Source organism: Komagataeibacter sp. FNDCF1 (assembly GCF_021295335.1).
GTDB lineage: Bacteria > Pseudomonadota > Alphaproteobacteria > Acetobacterales > Acetobacteraceae > Komagataeibacter.
Genome location: NZ_JAIWOT010000001.1, coordinates 683,842 through 708,132, shown reverse-complemented (window position 1 = coordinate 708,132; position 24,291 = coordinate 683,842). Strand labels below are relative to the sequence as shown.

Below are 24,291 nucleotides of genomic sequence, written 5' to 3'. Positions count from 1 at the left end.
TCCTATCTTGCCGTTACCAGCGGGCCGTCCTGCACGCTGCCAGTGGCCGAGAGCGTGTTGGCATAGGCACGGTTGACCAGCGCCCCGGATGTGACGGACGCGCTGTGCACAGACGCGTTCTGGGTCAGGGTGGATAGTTCCGTCGCATTGCCGGGGCTTATGGAATCAAGATTCATGCCGGTTTCGCTGATAGCGGTATTCAGCCCGGTACCAGCGGATTCCAGCCCTGATACCATGCTGGCCGCACTTTCGGGCGCAGAGGCCAGATTGACCCCCGCTCCCGACAGGCCGCCCACCGCGGCCAGATTGTCCTGCACGCCAGCCAGCACGCCACCCGCCCCGGCCATGTCGGCAATGGGTGTTACCTGTCCCACCACCGTTGACAGCTGGCCTGTGATATTGTCAGCAATGGTCGAGACATCGCTTATCGCAGCGGTAATGCCGGACAGGGCGGAGGCTGCGTCCGTTCCCACCAGCGCTGACAGCCCGGATGCAAGAGTGCCTGCGGCAGGAGCCAGGGCTGGCTGCTCCAGTACCAGTCGATAGGGAATGACGACGCCCTTCTGCCGGTAGTCATAGGCATACTGGACAATCCTGACCATAAGCGACAGTCCGGCCCCGCTGAAGGCTACCGGCAGGCCCGCGATCCGCATCTGCTTGAGTGCACGCGCCCGTGCCAGGGCGGTCGGGCCGACAAAGGTGCCGCTCAGTTCCAGCCGGTCGGGGTCGTTGCCCACGGCATCAACGATTTTATTGCCGCCAGGCAGACGGTGAACAGCTACCTGCTGGGTGCCGCCATCGCGTATGAACTGGGGCACTTCCATACCGGTCAGGGTCAGCCCGCCAATAGTAACGGGTGCGGACGCCCATAGCCGTCCGATCGATCCGATGGCGGTCTCGGCATTCATGAGTGTGAGGGACATGGTGATTCCCGGCATAATGAAAAAAAGCCGCACATGGCGGCGGCATACGGGATGAAGCCGTTACCCTCCCCAAGGCCCCGTAGAATTTCCGGGCATTCCTGCCCTACGCCCCTATGGAGCGGCCAGGCAGCTGCGTGTGACGCAGGACATCAGGCGCGGTGCCGGTGGCGCGATGTTCGTGCAGGGCACGACTGGTGTCGATCCGGGCCATGGCATGGGCCAGCACATGCTGGTCCAGCGTAAGAGCCCGATCCGAAAGTTTTTGAACAATACCAGCCTGTTGTGATTCATCCGTCTTTGCGAAGAGATGGAGTGAATGGTGACATGGACTGGTATTGCCCGGCGCGAGTATAGCCGGGAAGGCTTGCGATATCCATCGGACATGACGGACGGGGAGTGGACTTTGATCATGCCATTTGTGCCCCCTGCGAAACGGGGCGGTCGTCCGCGCACGACGGATATGCGCGAGGTGGTCAACGCGATGCTCTACATAGCCTCGGCCGGGTGCGCGTGGCGTCTGCTGCCGAAATGCTTTCCGCCGGTCTCGACCGTCAGGCGCTATTTTTACGCCTGGCGTGATGCCGGAGTATTCGAGGCCATGAATACGGTGCTGGTCATGAGCCTGCGCGAGATCGAGGGGCGTGACGCCTCTCCGAGCGCAGGCGTGATTGACAGCCAGTCGGTGAAAACCACGGAAAGTGGCGGGATTTCAGGCTATGACGCGGGGAAAAAGGTCAAGGGCCGCAAGCGCCATATCGTGACGGATACCTGCGGCTTCCTGATCTTTCTCCTCGTTCATGCCGCCGACATCCAGGACCGTGATGGGGCCGTTGATGTCCTGGCAGCGATACGCAGGCGCTTTCCCTGGCTGCGCCACATCTTTGCTGATGGCGGTTATGCTGGCGACAAATTGCGAAACGCGCTCGCCGCCATGGGAAAATGGACCCTCGAAATCATCAGGCGGTCCGATACGACGAAGGGCTTTCAGATCCTGCCGCGTCGCTGGGTGGTGGAACGGACATTCGCATGGCTGGGACGGTGCAGGCGGCTCGCCAAAGATTGGGAACAATCCATTGCTTCCTCAACCGCATGGACATTGATCGCCTCGATCCGAATGCTCACACGACGGACAGCAAGGCATTGTCAGGGTTGAAAAACTTTCGGATCGGGCTCTAAGAGGAATGGTAACCTGCAATACCGCCCCACCTCCTTCACCATTTACCGATGGAAGGGGGATGTTATCCCCGCCTCCGGCAGGTCCGGGGTGGATGAAGGGAGGCCTGCCTGCCGGCTGCCCCTTTGGCAGTCCTGTTCCCCGAGGCGGCAGGAATGGCCGGGGCAGGATGCAACGTCTTTCGTTCACAGCTGGAAGACGTGACCTGCTGTCCATTCCCTGTATGGTCCGGGCCTGCATGGCGACCATGGACACGGCCCCTGTCGTGATGCCACGTGGCACCTCCACCCTGCCGTAACCCTGAGGCACGGGCGACAGGCCATCAGCTTTGCGACTGTTCCGGGCGCGGTCCTGGATGGACCTGGTGGACGCCCTCATCCTGCTCTGCTGAAATATGTGAGGACGTTTGCCCGTCACATTCGCCTGCAGGGCTGCGTAATGCGGTGGATGAACGGGCTGCCCGGTTCGTGTCTCCTGCCGCCGGTCTGGCAGGATAAAAGTGGTCAAGGCGGTGGGATGGTTCAGTCCGGGCGGGCTTGTTGATGACATGTCAGTCTGTTGTGCTGGTCCGGGAGCGGACGTACATGATCCATCCTGCCGTGCCGTAGCAGGCATGGACATGTCCATCATTCCACGTTCCATCGGTGGCGGCACGGGCCATGTGGGCAGGCCGGATGCCGATGCGCGTTGCCCCGCTGCCATCTGGTCCGAAGCGGGCATGGCAGGTAGTGGATACGGCACCAGAATGGGGCTGGACCGTGCATTCCGGTTTGTCCAGCTGGTAACAAGAGGCAGGGCCTGCCTTTTTAGCCTGTCTGTAACGGTAATGCCCGGCGACGGCAGCGGTGTGGCCATCACCCCGCCAGCGCCTGTGGTCATGCCCACCGGTTGCATCGCAGGCGGTATGACCGACATGGAGGCCGATGGTGCGGGTGGCAGGGCAGGCATGGATGAAGAACGCGGCATATCCCTGTTCGGTACGGGCATGCGCACGGTCATCCGTTCGTGCGGCAGGAGCGCGGAAACCGGGCCGGGCCTGTATATTGGCAGGCATGCACGTACACCCTGCTTCCATATCCGACCCAGTGCCGCGATGGCCTCCGTCCCCCTGCTGCCGCCGGGTGGTGTGAATACCCTCCCGCCCTGCATGATCGGTCCGCCGCGCAGGCAGGTGGCAAGGTGTATCAGTGCCCGGTAGCGATCAGCTATCGGGTTCTTCCCATCGTTGCGCATTCCAGTCATATCGCCCGCCTGCCAGTTCCCCGAAGGCTACAAAAAAAGCCATGCGCCGCATGCGCGGCATGTCCATGGCAACACTCCACGGCACCCCGTTCCTGACCAGGGCCGCGACCTCGATCACAACGGGATGCCGACTCAGTTTTTTGCCGCCATCTCCTCCGCCCGTGCCGCTTCCGCCCCATCCGTGCCGAACAGTGCGGCGGACAGTGCGCCAATACCGGCATTGCCGATCTGGTTGGCAAGCTGTTCAAGCTGGACGCGCGAGGCGGGACGGATCACGGGCACGCCATCAATCGCTTCCACCGAACTGATCATCAGCGCGTATTCCATCCATGCCGTGGTGGGATTGGCAGGACCGAATTCCAGCAATGCCAGCACGTCGCCCGGCCCCCGCTCGCGCCAGGTGAGCGTGCGGCCATCAGCGGTCTTTATGGTCTGTTCCGTCATGCATTCAGGCCCCTGCTCAGGATACACGGTTGCGCGCACGCGCGGTAAACGTGATGGTCTGTGTCACCAGTGTTTCGGACTGGTAGCGCCCGGCATCCGACAGTTGCAGGGATGCGCCGATGAACTCATATGTGCTCAGCGTGCCATCGCATTCGGTCACGTACTGGTAGATGCTGCCCAGCACCACCGTGCCGGCTGACCAGAAGCCGCTTTCAATCGCGGCAAACAGGTCATCCGCCCCCGCACTGTCGCGCTGGAAAGTGAACTGCCCGCCCCAGCCCCCCGGCACGTCATAGAACAGCGGCATGTCGTTGAGCGGGTTGGAGGTCAGCTGGTGGGTGCGCTGCTGGGCGTTGAAGCCTGTAACCGTGGGCAAATCGATGCGGCTGCCGTCATAAACCAGCACCACGCGGCAGTCGCGGCCGATATTGAAGGGTTTGGTAGACATTCATCGCTCCATCAGGAAAAAAAAACGGGGCCGCGCAGGCAGGGCGCGGCCCGCAAGGGGGTGGGCGTGGTCTAGCTGGCGGTGGCGGTGCTGAGTGTCATGCTTGCCCCACCCTGCAGGTTGACCACGAAGAAGCGGTTGATGCCCTGGTAGCGCACCTGCACATCGGCGCGTACGTAGCCCAGCGCGGTCTCGGCCTGCGGGTTGTTGGTGGCGTCACACACCACTGACCATGATGCGCTGGCCAGAATGCCGTTGCCTGCCATGTTGGACAGCGTGCCCAGCAGCACTGCGCGTATATCGCCAAACAGCGTGGTGCTGATCACCTCGCCCACAAACGCGCCCATGCCCGCGTTCAGTGTTTCGGCAATGTAGTTGGTCAGGCGGGTGTAGCTGTCATCATCGGTCACATCATCGCTGGAGGTATTGATGCCACCGCGCACCGCCCAGTAGCTGCCGCCGGGGGCCGGGTTGCAGATCACATCGATGCCTGCGGCAAACAGGGCCGAAAGTTCAGCGGTGGAATAGGTCTGGCTTGTCCCGCCCGAGACCAGCCCCGCCTTCTGGCTGCCCACTACGCCGTACAGTTCCTTGTTCAGGCTGGAGCGCTCGGGCGACAGCCCACCCAGCAGGCCCGCGACAAAGGCCTGCGGCGGTACGAGCATCGTGCCGTTGGTGTCATCATCCCACCACAGCCAGTCACCAAACATCAACTTGACGGCGTAGCTGTCCAGCCCGGCGGCAGCCCTGGCAGCCACCGCCGTGGCAATGCCGTCGCCTGCGGGGCCGCAGGCGATCATGTAAACTCCTTCCCCCAGGCCAAAGGTGGCCTGTGTGGTCCAGCTTGTGCTGTCGCTCACCCCCATCAGCAGGCCCAGCGCGCAGCCCTGCCCGCGCAGGGCATACAGGCCGGTACGGGTCACGCCATCAGTTCCGACAAAGGCCGCAGTGGTGGGTGTTGCACCATCCGTGCCCCCCGCCAGTGTAACCGACCCGGCAGCAGGGACCGGCACGGTAGAAGGCAGGCCAATGCGCACAAGCGCCGTGCTGTCCCCCGCTATGGCTGCTGCCAGCACTGTCCATGTGGTCCCGCGGTAGCTGCGGCTGCCCAGGGTGGCGTGGCTGATGGTCAGGGTGTAGTTCGTGGTGATGATGGGGTCGGGTGCCAGTGCAGCATTGACTGCATTGCCCGCGCTGCCGGTGTGGACCGCCGTAAATGTAACGCCGTCAAGCGTGCCGGTGGCGGCCACATCCGTGCCATCGCTCACGCGCACGCAGCGGAAGTCCGATGCACCCTGCATGATGGCAATGCTGACCGCCGTGCCGATATCGCTGGCCAGCGCCTGCTTGGGGCCGAAGGCGGACAGGCAGTCCCCCATCGTGCTTACGATGACCGGCGTGTCCACCGGCCCCCATGTGGCGGTGCCCACCAGGCCAATCCGCCCGGTCGAGACGCCGTTGAGCGCAATGCTCTGCGGTTTGAGGATCTGTACATACAGGTCAGGCACATTCAGGCTGTTGGTGTTCAGCTGGCCGGACTGGTAGATGGTCATGCGGGTCTTTCCCCTGTAGGGCGCGGATGCGCGTATTGAGCGAAACGGGTCAGGCGGATGTTCAGGGATCGTCTGATCAGTTGGTCTGGAAAACGGGCTGCAACTGTCAGGAGAGTTTTGGTGAAGCCTTTTTTCGGAAAGGCACCAGCCGAAAACTCCTGTTTTTATTTATCAAGCAGCACGTCGCCCGCCACGACTGCGGGGCCAATGCCCACACCGCCCGCCAGCATGACGGGGGTGGTGTGGGTCAGGTCGGTATCAAACGTGACAAGATAGCGTGCGGGGCGGGAGAACAGGCCCCGGTTCATGGCCGTGTCGTCGTTGCTGGTGGCGCGGGCCTCCATGCGGAAGGTGGAGCCGTGTGCATCGGTCAGCCAGTCAGTCAGGGCCAGCGCATCACTTATGGCCTGTCCCAGTATGTCACGCGCTTCGGGCAGGGCCGACCATGCGGTTATGACAAACATCTGCTGCTGCCTGCGTGCCACACACCGTGCCGCCCGCGTGTCGGCATTGATGGCCTGCACGGTGGTTCCGGCGGGCAGTATCAGGCTGGTCCCGGTTACCAGGGCGCCCGGCAGGCCTACGGCCAGCAGGGCCGCAATACCGGAAGCCGTATCACCTGCCACCGCCACATGCAGGCTGCACGCCGTGCCCGCCATTCCTGCCAGTCCGCCCACACGCAGCCCCACCGTGCCTGATGGCGTAGTGCCGCTGGCAACGGATACGGTGGCGGTGGTGCCGGTTACGCTGATGGTAGCGGTGGCGGGGGTCTGACTGTCCGGCCGCCAGGGGCGACCCAGCGGTTCATCCAGCCGGGTCCAGCTTTCCGGCAGGTCGGCTACGCCGATGAAGTCGCATCCCTGCTGCAGGGTGTGGGCGGCATTGCCCAGATCAGCCTGTGTCAGCCCACCCCGGCGGATGATAAGCGGCCGCCCGGTTATGGCCCCGCTGGCGGTACCATCGGGGCACAGGGTGGTTGCCAGCGCCGTGGCGATGGCAGTGGAGATTGTGGCGATATCGGCCATTCTGGTCGGGTTCCTGTGCTGATGACCCGGCGGGGAAGTATTCAGAAAAGAACAGAAGTTCTGGCGACTGTTTTTTCAAAAAGGCGGCATCCGGAAAATTCTTTACGATTTGGTATTGGCTCAGACCTGCTGGCGGCCCAGTTGGCAGCGCATGCCCCATGGGCTGACACGTGCCCCGCCAATGGTGTAGCGACTGCCTGCCCCGTCACTGACCCACATGGCGGGCTGCAGGGTTAGGGTGGGGATGGCAGGCAGGAACATCTCGTAGCCACCTGTATGGATGGTACCAGGCTGTACCGGCCCCGGTACCCCTGCCCCGCTGCCTGGGCGGATCATTGCTGGCCAGCCCGAGGCGATTGTGGTCTGCGCCGATACATCGCCAGATGTAGCGTAACCACCCGGACTGGCCACATCCGCCACGACGGCCGTGGTGGTGCTGATGGCCACCACCGCGTTGCATAACACGCATAAAGGCGGACGGAACGGTTCGGCCCGCGCGATGAAATACGTGTCTGCGCCACATATCACGATGTCACCCGCCAGTACATCTGCCGTGTCCAGCAGTGCAAAGACAAAGGGCACATCCCACAGTGCAGGCCCGGCAAAGCCGAAAGCGCGGTCATTGCTGAAGGCCGCCATGACCTGTGCATGAGGTGTGGCGCAGGGGCTTGCGGGCGTGACGGGGCGGTACTGTATGGCAGGGGCGCCAATGCGGCTGGCCGCGCGGGCAAATCCCCTTGCCGCCAGATGGCACAGGGTGGTCTGGTCCATCAGATGATGATCTCCCCCGCCCCGCGTAGTCCCGGCCCTGGTGGCACGCCCAGAAAGTTGCACAGTTGCACCCGCCAGCGCGTATATAGTGTGAACCGGTCGGTTACTTCCGTGCGGTTGCGGGTCCATACAGCAGCGCGGTCGGTATCCAGACTGGCGGTGGCGGCCATGATTGCGCCTTCCAATATCTGGCACTGGGCAATGAAGGCACGGGCCTGCGCGCACTCGGTGGGGGCCAGATTGCGCAGCCGCCATTCATTGAAGCCATAGACACGGAAAAACCGCCAGGACTGCATGCCGCTATCCTGTCCGCCCAGCGCAGGGTAGCCCATGTAGCGCCGTGCCTGTGCCAGTTCGCCCTCCATCAGTGCCGTATCGGCCATGGTGGCGGCGGTGGGCAGTGCGGGAACGGTGCTCCCGGCTGTAGCGCCAACCGTTGCCGTGCCTGTGGTATTCGTGCCTGTCGTGCTGCTTCCTGTCGCACCGGCTGCTGCCGTGACAATGGTTGTGCCGGCGGTTGCCGGGCTGCTGGTGCCGGGCGTGCCTGCATCTGCGGTCGTGATCCCTGCCGTATCCGTGGACAGGGTGGTGGTATCGGTCATGTCTGCCCCCGCTGTGCATGCTGGTCCACTGTGGCGGGGGCAGCCTGTAGCGCCCCCACCCCGGTATTGCGCGCGGGTGTTACGCGCCCGCGCCCAGGCTTTCGATCACCACGCCGCGCTTGAGGTAGCTGTTGGTGGCGGTCGGAATGACCGTCGTGTTGGCGGTAAGGTCGGTCGGCAGTGCAAAACCGCCGATCCACGACCAGGACTGCGCGATGATCTGCGCCAGCCGGTCCAGTGCCGGCCGGGTGATCATGCAAACGCCTTCCACATCCGTAAGCTCGCCGCCATCAAGCAGCGGGGCGTAATGGGTGCCGATATTGGCGTAATCGCCCTCGATCAGTGCGCCCTGCCCGCAGATGATCGCGCGGTGGATTGCGCCTGCCCCAAGGCTTGCCTGCTGCGGGGCCTCGGTAGTGGGAATGAAGCGCACGCCAAGCAGGTCAAAGATCTGGCCGGTCTGGTACGTGTCGGACCCGTACTGCCCACGATAGAGCAGCTTGAAGTCCGCGTCGCGGAACAGTCCCAGAAGCTGCGCATTGTCCAGATAGCAGTGGTACACCCCACCATCTGGTGTGGGCACGTTGTTGTCGCGCAGCGTGGCCAGTGCGGACAGGATGGTCTGCACTGTCAGCAGGTCACCCGATACAAGTGCCGCGGTGGTGGCGCGGCTGGCGGGGCGCAGCACCAGCGGGGCGGTGGCCGCCACCACCGCGTTGCCCGCTGTGCCATCCGGCACCGAAACATTGCCCGAAAGCGTGAGCGTGCCCGAAACCCCGTCAGGCGCGGTGGAGATATTGGTGGCGTCAGGCGTGGTGCCCACCAGCGTGTACGACCCGGCCCCGATGGTCACCGTCATGCCGTTGCTGGTGCCGACTGAAATCACCTGCCCTTCGTCAGAAAGGATATTCTGGAATCCACGGATATCATCCACCGCAACCACGCTGCCCGCTGCGCCCAGCGTGGTGGTAACACGCGTATTGCCGCCCAGATAGCCGCCCACCCCGTTCTGCGCGCCACCAAACAGTGCGTTGCGTGCCAGGCGATCCAGCGTCTGCCGGGCATTGATGCCAAGGCGTGAGGCATTGGCCAGGAACTGGTTGGCAATGCCCACGCCCTCGGTCACCTGGTTGAGGTCCATCGTGTTGCCGTACTGGTTGATGGTGAGCGTGTACTGCTCCACCGACCACTGTGCAGGAGTCATGCCGTTATCGAAGCTGGTATTGGCGGTGGGGTTGAGGGGTGTGGTTGCTGGCGGCAGCAGGCCTGCGCGGGTATCGGTAATGGTCTGGCCGATGCGGGCGGGGAATTCCATCTGGTCCGCAATGGAGCGGAAGCCCAGCCGCGACTGCAGCGCATCCTGAAACGCGCGCGAGAGGAACCCCTGCTGGATGACCGGCTGCAGGGCGGCGGGGAAATTGGCAATGGCCATGAAGTTCATTTCCTTTGAAAGAACGCAAAAAAGCCGCCATGCAGGACTGCACTGGCGGCGGCAGGGGCGGCCATGGCGGACTGTGCCATGAAGGAGCCGGGTGAAGGAATCAGGGGGTGCGGCGCGTCTGGTCGCCCGCAGGCCCCTTACCTGTTCCGCGTGGCATGACGGACGCGGAACGGGCAAAGGGCGGCCTATGAGGCGTGGGGCCTGTCGGCCTCACGGGTCCACCTTGCAATCATAAGCAAGTTACTGGTTCAGAACGCTCCAAAGAACGCCGCCTTTTTGAAAAAAGGCGGCACCCAAAAAATTCTATCATTTTTTATTCTGGTACAGTTCCACGACTGCTCTGGTTTTCAAACATACTTGCTGTCCCATTATTCATCCACGTACTGACAGATTTCAGCATCATGAATAAAAAGCGGCAACCTCGGCGGGGCAAGCCTCTCCCATTATGGCGCCTGCCGGGCAGGTAAATATTGCGACTGTCAGTATTTGCGTTATTGCACAACTGCAATCAGGAAGCGGGTCTTCGGTGCCCGCATCGACCTGAAAGATTTTCCAGCCACCCTGTGCGCGTTGTAACCGGACGTATAGCGCGTATGGCGTCCCCGCGTTTTCTGACATGACCTGCTTACTACCGGACGATGGAAAGATTTCCTGCTTCCCTGATCGCGCCGAGGTGGGACGTCTTGCCGCCACCATTCAGGATGCGACGGACGAGAGCGTTGAACTGGCCTATGTCGATCAGGAATATACCGGCGAGAAACCTGCCGGGGCAACACGCTGTCGTAGGCTCGTCAAAGATTACGAGCGTTACGCTTCAACACTCGCAAGTCTCCATGCCATTGCGTTCGCGTGCTTCATGCCTAGAAATGCAGCTATGCTCACCCAAGGTGCATAACCCCCTCTAGGTTGCGACCGGCCAGCGCAGGCCCGCCGCGCTGGCGGCGGCTTTCACATCGCGCGCACCCGCCGTGCGGGCATCGAACGCGACGGGGTCGCCTGCCCGCGGTGCGGGGCCGGATGCGGTGGTACCGGTGTCGGCACCCGATGCTGGCCGGGGCGGGGTGAACAGGTAGGCGCGGCTTTCACGCGCGGCCTCCATTATGGTGTCCAGCCCCTGCGGCGTGCCGTCCTCGGTCAGGGTCACGGCAGAAAGATCGACAAGCCGCACCACATCGGCCGGTTCCACCGCCCCCATGCGGGCGGCCATGGCGCGGGCTTCGGCACGGATCACGGCGCGGCTGGCGCGGGTGCGGGCGGTGCTGGCCTGCTCGGTGGCACGCGCAAGATCGGCCTCCAGCGCGGTGCGGGTGGCAAGGGCTTCATCACGCTCGGCACGCAGGGCGTCCATCTCGCGGCGCAGGGTTTCGGGATTGGGGGACTGAGGCACGCTTGCGGTCATGTTGTTACTCCGTAATAAAGAATAAAGTCAGTCCGGACTGCCGTTACCGATGCGCGCCCATTCGGCGTGCGGCCCGGGCACGCCTGCGCGCGCGGCAAACAGGGCGCAGGCACTCTGCCGCGACAGGAAGCCACCCTGCACGGCCGCCCCCAGCCCTTGGGCCAACTGGGCAATCTCGCCCTCGGTCCCGGGGAAGTAGGGCGGCCATTGCAGCGCAAGCCCGGCACAGTCCAACCCCACGTAATCCTGCCCGCCCACGCTCAGCCCGCCGGCCAGCACGTGCGAGAAACGGCAGGCCATGCGGTACAGCGCCAGCAGTCCGTATTCCCCGTAACAGAGCCGCATGCGGTCGGTCAGCCACAAGAGCGGCTGGTAGAGCATTTCCATCGCACGGCCCGATGTCGGGGCGGCCAGGCTGTCGGCCTGCGCGCGGTTGCCGTGGATCTGTTCCATCACGCTGGCGCGCAATTCGCGGTAATGATCGCGCATGGCCCCTGCGGCATCGCCATTGATTTCCAGCAGTTTGGCGTCGCCATCCAGCGGGAGGGTCAGCGCGGTGGCGGCCCCGCCACTGCTGGCGGGCGTGCCATCCGCGTATGGATCAGGCCCGGCGCGGATGACCAGGCGGGGGTCGGCACTGTATTTCAGCCCCCGCCCAGATTGGGAGAGCAGATAATCGCACTCGATTACCGTATCAATGGCCGGGGCAAATGTGCACGGGCCATCCACCACGCCCGGGGCGGCCAGATTGGCCATCCATACCCAGGGTACAAAGCCCAGACCGTGATGGGTGCTACGGGTCGCATCAATGCGCCCGGGCAGGCCAGCATCCACGCGCTGGGGCACGTAAACATGGCAGTTTGCCCGGTCCCATACGCGCAGCCACCAGAACACACTGATGGCATCATCCGCACCAATGGGCCAGCCTTGTACCGCCAGCATGGCGCCGGTCACCTTGTAGCACTCCGTCACACTGGCCAGTTCGCCAGTACTGTCCCACACCGGGGTCAGGTAGCGGGTATCGTGCACCTGCAGGCGCAGGCGGCGGTCCACTGCCTCTGCCAGCACGGCGGCAGAACCGATGGAGCCGCGGGTTGCAGCCTCCATCATCAGCGCCGGGAGTGCCGTTTCGGTCGCGAACTGGGCCAGTATGGTGGGTAGCTGCACATCAGTTGCCACAAGGCCGGGCCAGTGCGAGGCCCCGAACAGGAGCGAGACCGCATCATCCACCACCGCGCGGCACATATTGGTGCGCACCGATGGCCTGCGGTTGGAAAGCGGAATATATTCTCCCGCTCCATTGTATTCCCGGCCAAAAGGGTTGGGAATGGCATCGTACTGCGTACCATCAAGCACGCGGCCCAAGGCTGCCAGGCGGCAGGCGCGTGCGGGCAGGTCCGGGTCGCGCGGGTAGGTATGGCTGAGTTCCTGCCAGTCCATGATGGAATGCTCCGGTGTTGTGGCAAGGGGCGCGCCGCTGCATGGCATGCTGTTTTACAGGTGAAAAAATGCCAGTAATGGTCTAGACAGGCTGCCGCCCGTTAACTGGAGTCTGATCCTTATGCACTGCACGTACGCCCCATGCTGATGGGTGTTGCGGAAGTTATGGTGGGTCTGCTGCTGCTGGGCTGGGGGGCTTATGGCGTACTGCATGCCCCTGCCCCTGCGGCACCGCGTCCCGTCCGCCGGGCCGCGCGGCTAGAGCCCCGTACCCAACCTGCCCGTGCTCCAATGCCCGAAGCGGCGCGGGAGATGGAACCCGAAGTGCCGGACGTGGTGGATGCCGGTTTCAGCGTGCCGGTTTCCATGGCGGATTACAGCTGGGCGGTACGATTATACCAGCCCCGCCCACTACTGAGTGCATGGGAATGCCGGGTACTGCGCCATCTGCTGACGCAGGTGGCCACGGGCTATCTTGTCTGCCCGCAGGTCAGGCTTGCGGACCTGATCGTACCACGCGGGCCCGACATGCAGGCAAATCGGCAGGCGTTTTACAAGATAGCCTCCAAATCAGTGGATTTTGTAGTGATCCGTGCGAGTGATGGCCATGTGGTTCTGGGCCTGGAACTGGATGACAGTACCCACGACCGCCCGGAACGTCAGTACCGTGACGGACTGGTCAGCGCCGCATTTGCCCAGGTTGGCATAACACTGTTGCACGTTGCACCAGGGCAGCGGGTGGATGTGACGGGATATTTCACGGATATGCCTGCCGAAACCGCCGTGCAAAATAAAAAGGAATAAAATTTCAGGTACCGCCATTATTTTGAAATAACAGCGTTTTTAAGCTTTTTTCAAAAAGCTTTACCAGACACTTTTCCATCTTAGCGCCCCATACTGAACCGTGTCGGCACCCATCGCGCCGGTGCCGGTGGTGGGGCCGACAGCATGAGCGCGCTTAGCGCCCACACCAGTGCATCCGCCCGGTCGGGGGATTGCGCGCCGTGATAACCACTGGCGGAGAACTGGCATAACTGCGCTTCCAGCGCCGCAAACACACCATGATGCGTTACCCGTCCCTGTTCGTATAATGCGGCCACCGGCTCGGCCCGGGCGGCCTTGCCCCGGCTGGCGCTGACCATGGTCAGTGGTGCGTTGGGGTTAAGGCCACGCAGGGTCGCCTCCACCAGCGCGCCGCCAAAATTATGCTCGGCCACAATCCGCTCCGCCCCCCAGTTCACCTGCGCCTGCAATGCCGCGCGCGCCCAGCCCGCCGGGCTGTCACGGCGTGACAGGTCAGCCAGCACATGGCCGGTCCCCGCATGGTCCACACCACAGACCACAATGCCGATTTCATCCGACCGGGCATCCTCCGGCCCCGAACAGCCAGACGGGTCCACCGCAACCACAATGCGTTGCATGGAAACTGCCACACTGGCCTGCGTGGCAGGCGTAATGGCGGTCGTGCGGGTAAAATCCTCGATCCTCCACAATGCACCTTCCACCGCGTGCTGATATTCCCCCCACAGGAAGCGCCTGCGCTCGCGCTCGGGCAGGGCCTCAAGCTGGGCCAGGTATTCAGCCGAGAGGTTGGCGCGGTTACCCGCGGGGTTGAGTTGCATGGTGGCGTAACGCGCGCGCTCCAGCGGGGCGCCCGATGTGGGCTCCACCCCTTCCTCAAACACGCGGTACAGCCAGTGGCTGGTGGTTGGGGGATTGGCGTCGATATACTCCTTCAGCGCCAGCGGTGATTTCTGCGCAAGGCGCGTGAGCAGCATGTTACGCGCGCCGTAGGTGATCTGGCTGGCTTCGTTCAGGTAGACGGTGGCGAATTCCAGCCCCAGTATCTTTTCGGTGCGTTCCTCATCATCCAGACCGCCAAATACGATGGTGGAGCCATTGGGGAGGTCCACTGTCCAGTCAGTCCGTGACAGCGCCCACGGCACGGTGGGAAAACATGCGCGCATGACGGCGGGAAACGTATCGGCCACTACCGTTGCCCGCAATGCATTGAGCCGATGGCGAAAAATGCCATGTCGCGTCCCTGCGGCCCTGAGCGCGCGGATGATAGTGGCACGCACCAGCACGAATGTCTTCCCCGATCGCGCGCCGCCACGCAGCAGGATGTGGGTGGCGTGACCGCCCAGCAGGCGGTTGGCAAGACGCTGGTCGGGGGTCAGGCTAAAGGGATGTATCATCAGGTGTAATGGCAATGGTTATGCCCGGTGTCGTATCACCGCGCTTTTCAGGGACGGCACGCAGGCGGGTTGCAACCCACATCCGGGCCTCCATGCGCAGTTTTATGGCGGGTACGTCGTCCCGTCCGGTAGCACGGTCGGCGATGGCTATGATTTCCTCTGCCAGGGTGTCCGCCGCAGCTTCTCGTGCGGTCGTGTACAACACGCGAAAATCCGGATTGGCGTGCAGCCAGCGCAGCACCGTGGCACGGTGCGGCATGGTGGGGTCTGCGCAGATGGCGCGCAGGCTGTGGCCATCGGCCAGACGGGTACAGATTTCATCGGCCAGCCTGCGACTGTAAGCGCCACGTCGGGCAGCCGTGCCTGCGGGTTCTGACATGGAAGCTCTCCGGGTAGTACGAACGCGGACCCTGTTCCGGACTGGAAAGGGATTTATTCCATAACTAAAAATAAAAATTTTATAATTAAAGTAGTATAGAGAGGTGCTCATTTAATGGGACAATATTTTGTCCTACCCCATGGTGGCTGCACCTGTATCATTATGATGGGATTATGCCCACGAACCACGCAGGCAGCAAAGAGTATCGTTATGCATCTGTGTGAATGCCGGATAAAGGATAGCAGGACCCAGACCTGTTCTCCGGCGGATACATCTCTTTCATTATGTTGGCTTTATACGCATAAACCGTGCAGGCGGGAACGATAATCGGCAACCGTAGTACGGTAATTCCGGAACGGAAGTATGGTAACGTTACCGTCCACCAGCCACCGGGTGCACCTGTCTCATCATGACAAGGTCATGGCCGGTAATCATGCAGGCGGCAAGTTACAGTCAGCATGATCATCCGGGCATCCGCCACGGATGGAGGCAAAACCGTTTCCCGATCCTACGCGGTCGATGCAATATTGCGTATCTTGTTGAATATCACCGGTCCATGTTCATAATCCTGCTGGCAATACCGAAACCCGGTCAGTGCCCGGACCAGTTCCACAGGTATGTCAAAGTAGAAATCAATCATGCCAGGTGAATAACCGCTCTGGGCTTCTTCCATTTTCATGGCTGCAACAACCTCATCCAGTATGACGGGTGGCGTACCGCTTGTATGCAGGTCATGCGGGCCGGTCTGCCCGGTGTGGGATACATCCCATATCCGCGCGCCATCGTGGTAGCCGGTGGCGGCGCTGTAATAGCCGGGTTCGTCAATGTAACTGGCAATTATGGTGGCATCGGTGGAACAGGGGCCCGACATTGCGGCAAAGCGTCGGGTCTGGACTTCATCATTGCACCACAGTGCCGTCCACCCACCAGGCAGGCTGGCAATGGCGGCGGGCGCGGGGCATGCGTCCTCCGCCATTCCGGTATCCTCCTGCCCGAAGCGGCACAGCGCCGTGGCACGGTCGATCCCGTGCATAAGGAACACGCCTACCCTGTAGCCAACCGGGCGCGCAGGACAGCTTTCGCGTATGTAGGGACGCAGGCGGATGGGGGGGAAGATGTCGCGCGTGCCTTCGGTCGTAATGGCGGACCCGAAGGTCACGCTCCCGTTGGTGATGGTGTAGGGATGAACGATATGCTCCGCCGTGCCATCGCGATGCGCGCACATGATGATGGCAGCCTGCGAGGGGTCCGTTCTGCCGGGCAGGATGACGGTGCAGTTTGCAACGATTGCAGCAGCCCGCTGGGGCTGTGCCGCCAGTACCCGGCCCAGGGCGGCGCGCGCCTGCTCCAGTTGCACGTCGCTTGCCGCGCGGGCTGGTGGGGCCAGCAGGTTTACCTTTGCAATATAAGGTGCAAGCGGGACGGTCGCGCCAAAGGGGGCGAATACGCCATCACGTGCAAGCAGATCCTCGATATGGGGCAGGATGACCGCTACAAGGGCCGCAAAGTCCTGCTGTGGCGTGCTCAGCCAGTATGGCAGGTCCGCCGTGTTCCAGTTCTCGTACAGATCCATTGCGCCATCCCTGTTCCTTGGCGCGGTCAGGCTACGTTCGGGCTGCCGGACGTGTCAATGCGGGCATGGACGCAGGCTTTACGTCTGGGCCGCATGGGTGTGCCCGGGTGCATGGGGGGCATCATGATCGTGGCCGTCATGTCCATCGCAGTGGTCATGGCTGTGGCGGTGATGCAGATCGGGATAATGAGGGTGGCTGTGCACCAGACGGGTATGCACATGGCGGTGGGTGTGCGGTTCGCCCGGCGGATCGTCATGCGCGTGGCGGTGCTGGTGATGTTCATCATGCACGTGGCGATGGACATGCTCCATTTCCTCATGCACATGTTCGTGGTCGTGGCGTTCGCTCAGGTGCAGCCACAGGCCGATGCCCATGAATATGCCCGCCACCACAAGACGGCCCGGATCCTGCACGCCAAACACAATAAGTGAAACGACAGCCCCCACATATGGCGCCATGGCAAAATACGCCCCCGTGCGCGCGGCACCAAGATGGCGCAGCCCGAGCATGAAGGCCACAAGGCTTATTCCATATCCGGCAAAGCCGACCGTCATGGCGCCTGCCATCAACGCTGGTGCCGGCAGCCCCGCGTGCTGGAAAACAAGGGCAAGTCCCATGTTCACGCCGCCTGCCACCAGCCCCTTGAGCATGGCAATGCGCACCGGGTCCACTGCCGAGAGCCGTCCGCTCAGGTTGTTGTCGATGCCCCAGCACAGGCATGCGCCCACGATATACAGAGCACCGGGCGAGAGGACCGCCCGACCCTGCCATGACAGCACACCGGCACCCAGTATGATGCATACGGCCCCGACCAGAAGCCTGCGGTCCACATTTTCACGAAAAATCACCCATGCGATAAGCAGGGTGGCGATGCTTTCCACATTCAGCAGCAGTGACGCGCTGGCCGCATCCGTGCGCGCAAGGCCAAGCATGAGCAGAAGCGGGCCGCCAATACCCCCCGTGGCAACAACCCCCAGCAGCCATGGCAGGTCACGCCGCGTCAGCGGCGCTTCATCGTGCATGGGCAGCCTGAACATGGTACGTGCGCCAAGCACTGCCGCAAGTCCGAAGCCGGAACCAAGATAGAGCAGCCCCGCCGCCATCTGGGGCGACATGCCGCCCAATAGCAGCTTGGCAAAAGGCGTGCTGACACCAAACAGCACGGCGGAGAGCAGCGCGAGGCCCAGACCGGTCTTGTTCATGCCACATCCTTACCACACGCGCAGGACGGGGTGCCATTGCATTTCCCCTGCCCTGTCATGGCAGTCTGGCTCACCACCTTTCATGCAGCAGGTCCAGCGCATGATGCAGGGTGCGGATGCTGGTGCCGGGATGTTCGTCCATGCCGCACACCGCACACACCACCCTTGCGCGCGCGGGGGTGAGCAGTGCCAGCGCCTGATCGACCGCATGACGGGCGTGTACGCTGGCTTCGGTCTCTTCCATGCTGCCGGCGCTGCCGTTGCCGGTATGGGGAGTGTAGCGCTGCACCAGCCGGCCACCACGCGTGGCCCGTCGCCACGCGGCACGGAAACGCATTCCCGCAGCATGCTGCGCGGGCGTAAGGGCGGCATTCGCGCGGTAGAACAGACGGTCCAGCTCGCAGGTATCATTTGTCCGGCGTACCGTATGCGGACGGGTGCCGGGAGCAAGTTCAATGGATGCGGTTTCCACCCTGCGCATGGCGGCGGCGGGACCATCGGCTCCCCTATCCGGCTTCAGCCCGGCGGCAATGTCGCGCGCCAGCAGGCGGGCACGGCGATCGGCGCGCAGTATGGCCGCCACGCGGGCGCGCTCGCTGAAGTCATTGCGTGCCGGAGTATGGGAAGCTGATCGGGACATGAACCGCCTTGCATGATTTTGTGTGAAAAAATCATACTATCGCCAAACCATGCAGGCGGGAGCGTTACCTTTACGGTAGGGGAAAATGGAACAGGCCCCAGTGATCCACCCTGCGTGCACAGGGAACAATATTGCAATGCCCGTTTGACCTGGGGAGATCCTGTGCCGATGCGCCTCATGCATCCACTGCTTCCCAGCATTTTCCTGCAGATAAGATGATCGCATCATAATGATGCCTTTCATGCCGTACGGTCCCCGGCTGCATGGTTTGCGGAACAGAAGGACAGAAATACACAAAGCGCACGCAATCCGGGCATATGTCGCGGAACCGGCACGCGCGCATACTGGTCCTGAATGTTCTGACGTAGTCGTGATGCAGGGCGGGAAATCCTGCTTACATTCCGGGCGTTGCCACCGCCGGGTTCATCCGTTCCGCACTGAACAACGGCAACCTGTCTCCGCTGTCCTGCCCCGGACATCGGTCCATCGTCTTTAATGCGCTACTCATGTCGATGAGTGGCATGCGCTCCTTTATTTAAAAACAAAGTATAAGATAAAAAGATGTTCGCGAATCGCATTTTAATAGAGAATTAATAATTAATTTACTGTATGTAACAATCACGATTTACTTGGTCGTGAGGCAAGTCATGCTAAAAAATGATGTAATGGTTGAAACTTCCATTGATGCCCCTCCTCTCTCCCAGGATGCTGCATATCCTCCCGCCGTGGCGGCTCCCTTCGTCCGGCCTATCATTCCCGCACTGACCGGCATTCGCGGGGTTGCGGCAGCATGGGTGGCGATACACCATCTGCTACCACCCTTATGTGCCAGTATCGGCCTGCACGCGCTGGATCATTCCAGCGTGGTGGTGAATGGCTTTCGCGCAGTGGACCTGTTTTTCATCCTGTCGGGGCTGATCCTCATGCTTACTCATGGCAATGACTTTGCCACGCGTGACATGATGATGGTGCGGCGCTTTCTGATCCTGCGTCTGGTACGCGTCGTGCCGCTGCATGTGCTGATCATGCTGGCCATTGTGCCCTTCGTACTGATGCAGCCGGATTTCGTGCGATGGTCGCGGGTCTATACGTCACCGGAATATGCCTACAGGCAGTATGACTTTTCATGGCCTGGATTCATTCAGAGCCTGTTCCTGCTACAGGCGCTTACGGTGGCCAAACTGGGCATGTGGAATGGACCATCATGGTCGCTCAGCGCGGAAGTTCTTGGTTATTTCCTGTTTCCCGCCCTGACATGGAGCCTCTCCGGCATACACCGCAGGTCCCTGCTGCACCTGCTGGCCGCCGTGGCGCTGGCAGCGGAATGTGGCGTACTTGCCGCAGCCCATCATGCCTATAATGGTCCAAGCGGCCCCATGGGCAGCATACGCATGCTGGGCGGGTTCGTGGCAGGTATGGCGCTGGGCCGCGTGGTGATGTTAGGGGGCGGGTCCGCACGGGCTGCCATCATCATGACATCGGGCGGGGCCCTGCTCGTAATGCTGACACTGATCGTGCCAGTGCTCTCGCCCATCATGGTCTTTGGCTTTGCATGGCTTCTGTGCGGGCTTGCCTGCCGCACCGGCGTACTGGCCAGATTGCTGGGCTGCCGCCCGGCGCTGTGGCTGGGAGCAATCTCGTTCCCGTTCTATATGGTGCATTTCTTTCTGTTCAAGGTATTCGAGTGGCATTTCGCTCCCCGCTTTGCGCAGATGGGCAGTATTGCCACCCTGACGGCCTGGGCTGTGCTGATCGGTATCATGCTTGCACTGGGGGTGACGCTGCACAAATGGGTGGAGCGGCCCTGCCACAGGCTGGCGCGCAGGCTGGTGGCAGGGCGTGTCGCACCCATCATGCCGCCGCCAGTGCTGCCCGCCTGAGCAGCCTCATCCCCCTATAGGTGCAGAAAGCGGGGTAGCGGTGGACAGGGCGGGTTCGTCATCTTCATGCACGACATGACGGGGAAAGGCGCTACGGCTGGCCATGACCAGCAGCAGGCAGAATGCGCCGATCCCGATGGCCACGGGGGCCAGCACGCCCTGCCCCTGCGTGGCCAGCAGACCGCCGCCCACGGCCGAGCCGAGCAGAATGCCAACATTGCTGGTGCTGTTGACCGCCGCTCCCGCAATATCCGCCGTGGTGGCCTGCGTACGGATCGCGCCAGACATGAAGAATGGAATGGCCCCGGCATAGCCCGCGCACCAGATGGCTCCGGCGGCAATCGCCCCGACCCCGCTTACGGCATGGCCCACCAGCAGCCCCAGCCCCACCAGCAGCAACGCCCCCGCCCCCAGCATGCCCGCGCGCGGATTGGTATCCACCAGATGGCCCGCGCCCCACAGTCCTGCAAGGCTGCATACACCGATGGCCAGCAGGTCAACGCTGATGGAAGACTCGGGCAGGCCATGAGCGAGCAGCACCGGAGCGATATAGGTATAGACAAGGTTATGCGCGAAAAAGAATCCGGCGGTTACGCCCATGATCAATCCGAAATTCCGCACGGCCCGGCTGTTGCCGCGCAGCGTGAAGCCACTGCCGCGCGCGGGTGTTGCGACACTGGGCAGCGCCACCACCACCACCGCCGCGAGTATCGCGGCCAGCCCCCCTGCCGTAAGCAGCGCCACCCGCCAGCCAAGGAACTGACCGATGGCCGCCGCGGCCGGCACACCCGCCACCGCGCCAAACGACGCGCCGCAGAATACGAACGAAATCGCCCGCCCCGTAACCCGGCGTGGCACAAGCTGGGCGGCATAGGCCGATATGATGGACATGAGCAGCGCGTGCGCTGCCCCGCCAATGGCACGCCCCACGCAGAGCAGCCAGAAAGTAGGCGCGAGCGCCCCGACCATGTTTGACACCGCATATCCGGCAAGGGCTGCCAGCAGCAGGCGCTTGCGCTCGATACGTGCGGTCAGGATGGTCAGCGGCACGGCCATCAGTGCCACGATCAGCGCATAGGCACTGACCGCCATGCCCACCTGCCCGGAATTGATGTGAAAGGACTGGCCCATTTCCAGCAGCAGACCCACGGGGGCGAGTTCGCTTGTAATAGCAGTAAACGTGGTGGCGCACAGCACGCAGAGGCCGATCTTGGCCGAACGGGACAGGGTGGAGAACATGGCTGATGTCTCAAGCGTTATTATGTTTGCGCCATAGCCACATAATGCCGCTTCGGGAAGTGATTTTCGTACCTTTTATCCGTGCGCAATCCGTAAACCTGATATGCACTAATCAGCTGGTCCCGTGTCGTCTGGTTCATGATCGCTTCATGGCCATGATTCTCCGTGTATCGTGCAAGGGCCGACATGAAATCGGGTGCCTTCAGCCTGCCTGCGATCATGCCTGATCCGGTACTGTCAACCGTCTGCCGCGTATCTGAAAATCTTCCCACACCGCAACGCTGGCGCGACGTGGTGCGTGGCCCTGCCAGTAACGCGACCAGCCAGGAATTCCTGTGCAACACGATCCGTCACATCGGGGCGGTGTGCGGCCAGGCGGGCCCTTTGTGCGATAATTCCTGCATTTTTTATGCAGGAATGGGATATTCCCCCTACCTTGGCGGACGGATTTATGGGACAGTTCCCATTATGGATACACGCTCCCCTGCCGCAGCCGAGATCGAGCGCCGTATGGCGCTGCTCGGGCTCAACAAGAAACGGCTGGCCGAACTGGCGGGCCTGAACGAAACATATGTGCATGACATCCTGCGCGGCAAATCGCGCAACCCCGGCGGTGACCGGCTGGAAAAGGTGGCGGCCGTACTGGGCTGCACCGCCAGTGACCTACTGCGCGCGCCCGGTGCGAACACACCCAGTTCCGCCGCCCACCGACTGAAGGCGCTGCGTGAGCGTGCAGGCTACACGGTGCGCGGCCTGGCGCGTGATCTTGGCATGGGCGACAGGTTTTCAAGTTATGCGTTTTACGAAAACAAGTTGAAGAAGGACTTCATTCCGGTCGATCTTGTACGCAAACTTGTCGCACTGTTGCCCGACCGGGGTGACCCCCCCATTGCCGCAAGCGAGGTCTGGGCACTGTGCGGTATCGTGCCCGGTGCGACCGATCTGAACGAAAGCATAAGCCGTGCCGAGCGCGCCAGCATGCCCCTGCATGGTGATGACGGTGCAATTACGGTGCATGAATATGACATATCGCCACAGGCGGGTGCTGGCGCAATCGTGGACCATACGGCCTGTGGCGAGGGCGAGGGTCATCCCACCCTGGATTCATGGCGCATACCGCGTGACTTCATCCGCAACTATCTGCCCGATACCGGGGGGCTTGCCATCATCCGCGTCACAGGCAATTCCATGGAGCCTGAATTCCTTGCAGGTGACCGTGTGCTGGTTGATACGGGCCATCGCGTCCCTTCACCCGATGGCGTGTACGTCTTGTGGAACGGCATGGGTGTCGTGATAAAGCAGCTCATGCTCGTGCCGAATTCCCGCCCGCCACGCATCCGCATCATAAGCGTGAATCCCACCTATCCCGCTGATGAAGTCGATGTGTCCGACCTTGTGATCAATGGCCGTGTCGTAGGCAAATGGGTCTGGAAGTAACGCGTTCCCCACCCCGTGCAGGCAGGACCGATCCTGCGGATCCATATTTCTTGTTCTGTGGCTTTCGCCCTACTGGCGCCGCATTCGGCTCGTAGGCAGGGGGTGATCGCATGTCGGTCATCTCCATCTGCCCGGACCCGCCATGCTTGCACAACCCCCTGCGGCGCCATGCGTTAACCCAGCATGAGTGATACAGACCCCATCCTTCATCGTGGTGGCCTTTGGGCTGCACTGCTGCTCAGCCTCGCCCCTGTGGCCCTGCCGTCCGCCGCCCGTGCCGGGAGCCAGCATCTGGTCCTGACCCCCGCCAATACAAGCGTGCTGCTGCATGCCGACAGTATCGTCGGGGCCATGGACGGGCAGTTCGGCAAAGTATCCGGCACGCTGGACTATGACCTGTCGCGCCAGACCTGCCATGTGGACCTGACCATGGACGCCACCACCGTGCACATGAACACCATGGTTGAACGCCAGGCAGCAAAGTCCGGCAACATGCTGGACAGTGACCGCTGGCCCACCGCCCGCTACGTGGGTGACTGCAGCCCCCGCGTGGTCAGGGGGCAGGTTCAGTCACGCATGGCGGGACATATGACCATGCGCGGCCAGACCCATCCCATGACCCTGCTGACCCAGATGGTCTTTACCGCCAACACGCTGACCCTGCTGGACAGTACAGGTACGTTTGATGGCCGCCAGTGGGGTATGTCCACCATGCTGCATACCGTAAAGCCACGCATGCGCACGGAAACGCGCATCACCCTGCCCAATCCCCCCAGCTAATCCAGACCGGAAGCCCGACCGCATGATTGAACGCCTGCCATCCCCCCGTCCCCTGTCCGAAATCGCAAGCTATCACGCCCATGTCTATTTTGATGGCACGCGGGCGCGTGACATGGCGGCCCAGCTGCGCGAGCAGATTGCGGCCCGCTTTGCCGTAAGGCTGGGAAGGTGGCATGAAACCGCGGTCGGGCCACATGTCGCTCCCATGTACCAGATCGCCTTTGGGCGCGATATATTCGCCCGGCTCGTCCCATGGCTCATGCTCAACCATGCGGGGCTGAGCATTCTCATCCATCCATCCACCACCAATCCCCGGCGCGATCACCTGCGCGACGGCCTGTGGATTGGCCGTCCCCGCGCCCTGCTGGCCGATCGCCTGCCCGATCATACGGATGAACCCGACCAGGCAGGGGAAGTGAACACCCAGCCCGAGGACACCGCGATCATCTGAAAGAACGCGGCACGCCCGTTCCTGCCATGCAGGCTTCTTGCCATACGGG

25 protein-coding genes and 1 pseudogene are annotated in these 24,291 nt (G+C 62.3%); 8 read left to right on the top strand and 18 right to left on the bottom strand.

Annotation, left to right across the window (positions count from 1 at the left end):
• Window positions 1–2: 2 nt before the first annotated feature.
• A complete protein-coding gene (locus tag LDL32_RS03175; protein ID WP_233064461.1) occupies window positions 3–923 on the bottom strand; it encodes a hypothetical protein in 921 nt (306 codons plus the stop codon).
• Between the two features lie 136 nt (window positions 924–1,059).
• Here LDL32_RS03175 and LDL32_RS03170 point away from each other — a divergent pair, with 136 nt between their 5' ends.
• Together LDL32_RS03170 and LDL32_RS03165 are read left to right on the top strand one after the other, a co-directional pair.
• A complete protein-coding gene (locus LDL32_RS03170) occupies window positions 1,060–1,209 on the top strand; it encodes a hypothetical protein (RefSeq protein WP_233064460.1) in 150 nt (49 codons plus the stop codon).
• Between the two features lie 30 nt (window positions 1,210–1,239).
• Window positions 1,240–2,076 (top strand): IS5 family transposase, encoded by an 837-nt coding sequence (locus tag LDL32_RS03165; RefSeq protein ID WP_233064459.1) that lies wholly within the window; start codon window positions 1,240–1,242, stop codon window positions 2,074–2,076.
• A gap of 571 nt (window positions 2,077–2,647) precedes the next feature.
• Here LDL32_RS03165 and LDL32_RS03160 read toward each other — a convergent pair.
• The 9 genes from LDL32_RS03160 to LDL32_RS03120 all read right to left on the bottom strand — a co-directional run bounded on the left by LDL32_RS03160 (window position 2,648) and on the right by LDL32_RS03120 (window position 9,614).
• On the bottom strand, window positions 2,648–3,151 hold the full coding sequence (locus tag LDL32_RS03160) for a hypothetical protein (protein WP_233064458.1): 504 nt from the start codon (window positions 3,149–3,151) through the stop codon (window positions 2,648–2,650).
• A gap of 147 nt (window positions 3,152–3,298) precedes the next feature.
• Window positions 3,299–3,457 carry a hypothetical protein gene (locus tag LDL32_RS03155; protein WP_233064457.1) on the bottom strand — a complete coding sequence of 53 codons (159 nt, stop codon included), beginning with the start codon at window positions 3,455–3,457 and terminating at the stop codon, window positions 3,299–3,301.
• Window positions 3,458–3,471: 14 nt separating this feature from the next.
• Window positions 3,472–3,783: a hypothetical protein gene (locus tag LDL32_RS03150; protein ID WP_233064456.1), complete on the bottom strand. Its 312-nt coding sequence runs from the start codon at window positions 3,781–3,783 to the stop codon at window positions 3,472–3,474.
• Between the two features lie 16 nt (window positions 3,784–3,799).
• Entirely contained in the window at window positions 3,800–4,231 is a 432-nt protein-coding gene (locus tag LDL32_RS03145; protein WP_233064454.1) for a hypothetical protein, read from the bottom strand.
• Window positions 4,232–4,302: 71 nt separating this feature from the next.
• A complete protein-coding gene (locus LDL32_RS03140; RefSeq protein WP_233064453.1) occupies window positions 4,303–5,784 on the bottom strand; it encodes a phage tail protein in 1,482 nt (493 codons plus the stop codon).
• Window positions 5,785–5,948: 164 nt separating this feature from the next.
• A complete protein-coding gene (locus LDL32_RS03135; protein ID WP_233064452.1) occupies window positions 5,949–6,809 on the bottom strand; it encodes a hypothetical protein in 861 nt (286 codons plus the stop codon).
• Between the two features lie 120 nt (window positions 6,810–6,929).
• Complete coding sequence (locus tag LDL32_RS03130) at window positions 6,930–7,580, bottom strand: hypothetical protein (RefSeq protein ID WP_233064451.1); 651 nt, start codon at window positions 7,578–7,580, stop codon at window positions 6,930–6,932.
• Entirely contained in the window at window positions 7,580–8,182 is a 603-nt protein-coding gene (locus tag LDL32_RS03125; protein WP_233064450.1) for a hypothetical protein, read from the bottom strand. The genes LDL32_RS03130 and LDL32_RS03125 overlap by 1 nt, the downstream gene beginning before the upstream one ends.
• Before the next feature lie 79 nt (window positions 8,183–8,261).
• A complete protein-coding gene (locus LDL32_RS03120) occupies window positions 8,262–9,614 on the bottom strand; it encodes a DUF4043 domain-containing protein (protein ID WP_233064449.1) in 1,353 nt (450 codons plus the stop codon).
• Window positions 9,615–10,284: 670 nt separating this feature from the next.
• Between LDL32_RS03120 and LDL32_RS03115 the strand changes: the two are divergent.
• Window positions 10,285–10,518: pseudogene (locus LDL32_RS03115) on the top strand (IS5/IS1182 family transposase); the annotation flags it as partial.
• A gap of 6 nt (window positions 10,519–10,524) precedes the next feature.
• Here LDL32_RS03115 and LDL32_RS03110 read toward each other — a convergent pair.
• Window positions 10,525–11,022: a phage scaffolding protein gene (locus tag LDL32_RS03110; RefSeq protein WP_233064448.1), complete on the bottom strand. Its 498-nt coding sequence runs from the start codon at window positions 11,020–11,022 to the stop codon at window positions 10,525–10,527.
• A gap of 27 nt (window positions 11,023–11,049) precedes the next feature.
• Window positions 11,050–12,462, bottom strand: coding sequence for a portal protein (locus tag LDL32_RS03105; RefSeq protein ID WP_370636742.1), 1,413 nt, complete (start codon window positions 12,460–12,462; stop codon window positions 11,050–11,052).
• Window positions 12,463–12,603: 141 nt separating this feature from the next.
• On the opposite strand from LDL32_RS03105, the gene LDL32_RS03100 reads away from it, so the two are divergent.
• Window positions 12,604–13,266, top strand: a complete 663-nt coding sequence (locus LDL32_RS03100; protein WP_233064446.1) for a DUF2726 domain-containing protein — start codon at window positions 12,604–12,606, stop codon at window positions 13,264–13,266.
• Window positions 13,267–13,346: 80 nt separating this feature from the next.
• Here the strand turns inward: LDL32_RS03100 and LDL32_RS03095 are convergent, their stop codons facing one another.
• The 5 genes from LDL32_RS03095 to LDL32_RS03075 all read right to left on the bottom strand — a co-directional run bounded on the left by LDL32_RS03095 (window position 13,347) and on the right by LDL32_RS03075 (window position 18,455).
• The gene (locus LDL32_RS03095) at window positions 13,347–14,660 is read right to left on the bottom strand and encodes a phage terminase large subunit (RefSeq protein WP_233064444.1); all 1,314 of its coding nucleotides are present in this window, start codon (window positions 14,658–14,660) and stop codon (window positions 13,347–13,349) included.
• Window positions 14,644–15,039, bottom strand: coding sequence for a terminase small subunit (locus LDL32_RS03090; RefSeq protein WP_233064442.1), 396 nt, complete (start codon window positions 15,037–15,039; stop codon window positions 14,644–14,646). The genes LDL32_RS03095 and LDL32_RS03090 overlap by 17 nt, the downstream gene beginning before the upstream one ends.
• A 508-nt stretch (window positions 15,040–15,547) precedes the next feature.
• Complete coding sequence (locus LDL32_RS03085) at window positions 15,548–16,612, bottom strand: hypothetical protein (RefSeq protein ID WP_233064441.1); 1,065 nt, start codon at window positions 16,610–16,612, stop codon at window positions 15,548–15,550.
• Between the two features lie 78 nt (window positions 16,613–16,690).
• Window positions 16,691–17,815, bottom strand: a complete 1,125-nt coding sequence (locus tag LDL32_RS03080; protein WP_233064440.1) for a DMT family transporter — start codon at window positions 17,813–17,815, stop codon at window positions 16,691–16,693.
• Window positions 17,816–17,885: 70 nt separating this feature from the next.
• Window positions 17,886–18,455, bottom strand: a complete 570-nt coding sequence (locus LDL32_RS03075; protein WP_233064439.1) for a DUF6456 domain-containing protein — start codon at window positions 18,453–18,455, stop codon at window positions 17,886–17,888.
• A 725-nt stretch (window positions 18,456–19,180) separates the two neighbouring features.
• On the opposite strand from LDL32_RS03075, the gene LDL32_RS03070 reads away from it, so the two are divergent.
• Window positions 19,181–20,335 (top strand): acyltransferase, encoded by a 1,155-nt coding sequence (locus tag LDL32_RS03070; RefSeq protein ID WP_233064438.1) that lies wholly within the window; start codon window positions 19,181–19,183, stop codon window positions 20,333–20,335.
• A gap of 6 nt (window positions 20,336–20,341) precedes the next feature.
• On the opposite strand, the gene LDL32_RS03065 is transcribed toward LDL32_RS03070, so the two are convergent.
• Window positions 20,342–21,574 (bottom strand): MFS transporter, encoded by a 1,233-nt coding sequence (locus LDL32_RS03065; RefSeq protein WP_233064437.1) that lies wholly within the window; start codon window positions 21,572–21,574, stop codon window positions 20,342–20,344.
• A 468-nt stretch (window positions 21,575–22,042) separates the two neighbouring features.
• Between LDL32_RS03065 and LDL32_RS03060 the strand changes: the two genes are divergently transcribed.
• The 3 genes from LDL32_RS03060 (at window position 22,043) to LDL32_RS03050 (ending at window position 24,242) form a co-directional block, all read left to right on the top strand.
• Window positions 22,043–23,011, top strand: a complete 969-nt coding sequence (locus LDL32_RS03060) for a S24 family peptidase (protein WP_233064436.1) — start codon at window positions 22,043–22,045, stop codon at window positions 23,009–23,011.
• A gap of 183 nt (window positions 23,012–23,194) precedes the next feature.
• A complete protein-coding gene (locus LDL32_RS03055; protein ID WP_233064435.1) occupies window positions 23,195–23,791 on the top strand; it encodes a YceI family protein in 597 nt (198 codons plus the stop codon).
• Between the two features lie 22 nt (window positions 23,792–23,813).
• A complete protein-coding gene (locus LDL32_RS03050) occupies window positions 23,814–24,242 on the top strand; it encodes a DOPA 4,5-dioxygenase family protein (protein WP_233064433.1) in 429 nt (142 codons plus the stop codon).
• Window positions 24,243–24,291: the final 49 nt, after the last annotated feature.

What these genes read in the sequence shown, in the direction of transcription:
- LDL32_RS03175 (WP_233064461.1), bottom strand. Translation starts at nt 923, where the DNA reads ATGTCCCTCACACTCATGAATGCCGAGACCGCCATCGGATCGATCGGA.
- LDL32_RS03165 (WP_233064459.1), top strand. Translation starts at nt 1,240, where the DNA reads ATGGTGACATGGACTGGTATTGCCCGGCGCGAGTATAGCCGGGAAGGC.
- LDL32_RS03160 (WP_233064458.1), bottom strand. Translation starts at nt 3,151, where the DNA reads ATGCCTGCCAATATACAGGCCCGGCCCGGTTTCCGCGCTCCTGCCGCA.
- LDL32_RS03150 (WP_233064456.1), bottom strand. Translation starts at nt 3,783, where the DNA reads ATGACGGAACAGACCATAAAGACCGCTGATGGCCGCACGCTCACCTGG.
- LDL32_RS03145 (WP_233064454.1), bottom strand. Translation starts at nt 4,231, where the DNA reads ATGTCTACCAAACCCTTCAATATCGGCCGCGACTGCCGCGTGGTGCTG.
- LDL32_RS03140 (WP_233064453.1), bottom strand. Translation starts at nt 5,784, where the DNA reads ATGACCATCTACCAGTCCGGCCAGCTGAACACCAACAGCCTGAATGTG.
- LDL32_RS03135 (WP_233064452.1), bottom strand. Translation starts at nt 6,809, where the DNA reads ATGGCCGATATCGCCACAATCTCCACTGCCATCGCCACGGCGCTGGCA.
- LDL32_RS03130 (WP_233064451.1), bottom strand. Translation starts at nt 7,580, where the DNA reads ATGGACCAGACCACCCTGTGCCATCTGGCGGCAAGGGGATTTGCCCGC.
- LDL32_RS03125 (WP_233064450.1), bottom strand. Translation starts at nt 8,182, where the DNA reads ATGACCGATACCACCACCCTGTCCACGGATACGGCAGGGATCACGACC.
- LDL32_RS03120 (WP_233064449.1), bottom strand. Translation starts at nt 9,614, where the DNA reads ATGGCCATTGCCAATTTCCCCGCCGCCCTGCAGCCGGTCATCCAGCAG.
- LDL32_RS03110 (WP_233064448.1), bottom strand. Translation starts at nt 11,022, where the DNA reads ATGACCGCAAGCGTGCCTCAGTCCCCCAATCCCGAAACCCTGCGCCGC.
- LDL32_RS03105 (WP_370636742.1), bottom strand. Translation starts at nt 12,462, where the DNA reads ATGGACTGGCAGGAACTCAGCCATACCTACCCGCGCGACCCGGACCTG.
- LDL32_RS03100 (WP_233064446.1), top strand. Translation starts at nt 12,604, where the DNA reads ATGCTGATGGGTGTTGCGGAAGTTATGGTGGGTCTGCTGCTGCTGGGC.
- LDL32_RS03095 (WP_233064444.1), bottom strand. Translation starts at nt 14,660, where the DNA reads ATGATACATCCCTTTAGCCTGACCCCCGACCAGCGTCTTGCCAACCGC.
- LDL32_RS03090 (WP_233064442.1), bottom strand. Translation starts at nt 15,039, where the DNA reads ATGTCAGAACCCGCAGGCACGGCTGCCCGACGTGGCGCTTACAGTCGC.
- LDL32_RS03085 (WP_233064441.1), bottom strand. Translation starts at nt 16,612, where the DNA reads ATGGATCTGTACGAGAACTGGAACACGGCGGACCTGCCATACTGGCTG.
- LDL32_RS03080 (WP_233064440.1), bottom strand. Translation starts at nt 17,815, where the DNA reads ATGAACAAGACCGGTCTGGGCCTCGCGCTGCTCTCCGCCGTGCTGTTT.
- LDL32_RS03075 (WP_233064439.1), bottom strand. Translation starts at nt 18,455, where the DNA reads ATGTCCCGATCAGCTTCCCATACTCCGGCACGCAATGACTTCAGCGAG.
- LDL32_RS03065 (WP_233064437.1), bottom strand. Translation starts at nt 21,574, where the DNA reads ATGTTCTCCACCCTGTCCCGTTCGGCCAAGATCGGCCTCTGCGTGCTG.
- LDL32_RS03060 (WP_233064436.1), top strand. Translation starts at nt 22,043, where the DNA reads ATGGATACACGCTCCCCTGCCGCAGCCGAGATCGAGCGCCGTATGGCG.
- LDL32_RS03055 (WP_233064435.1), top strand. Translation starts at nt 23,195, where the DNA reads ATGAGTGATACAGACCCCATCCTTCATCGTGGTGGCCTTTGGGCTGCA.
- LDL32_RS03050 (WP_233064433.1), top strand. Translation starts at nt 23,814, where the DNA reads ATGATTGAACGCCTGCCATCCCCCCGTCCCCTGTCCGAAATCGCAAGC.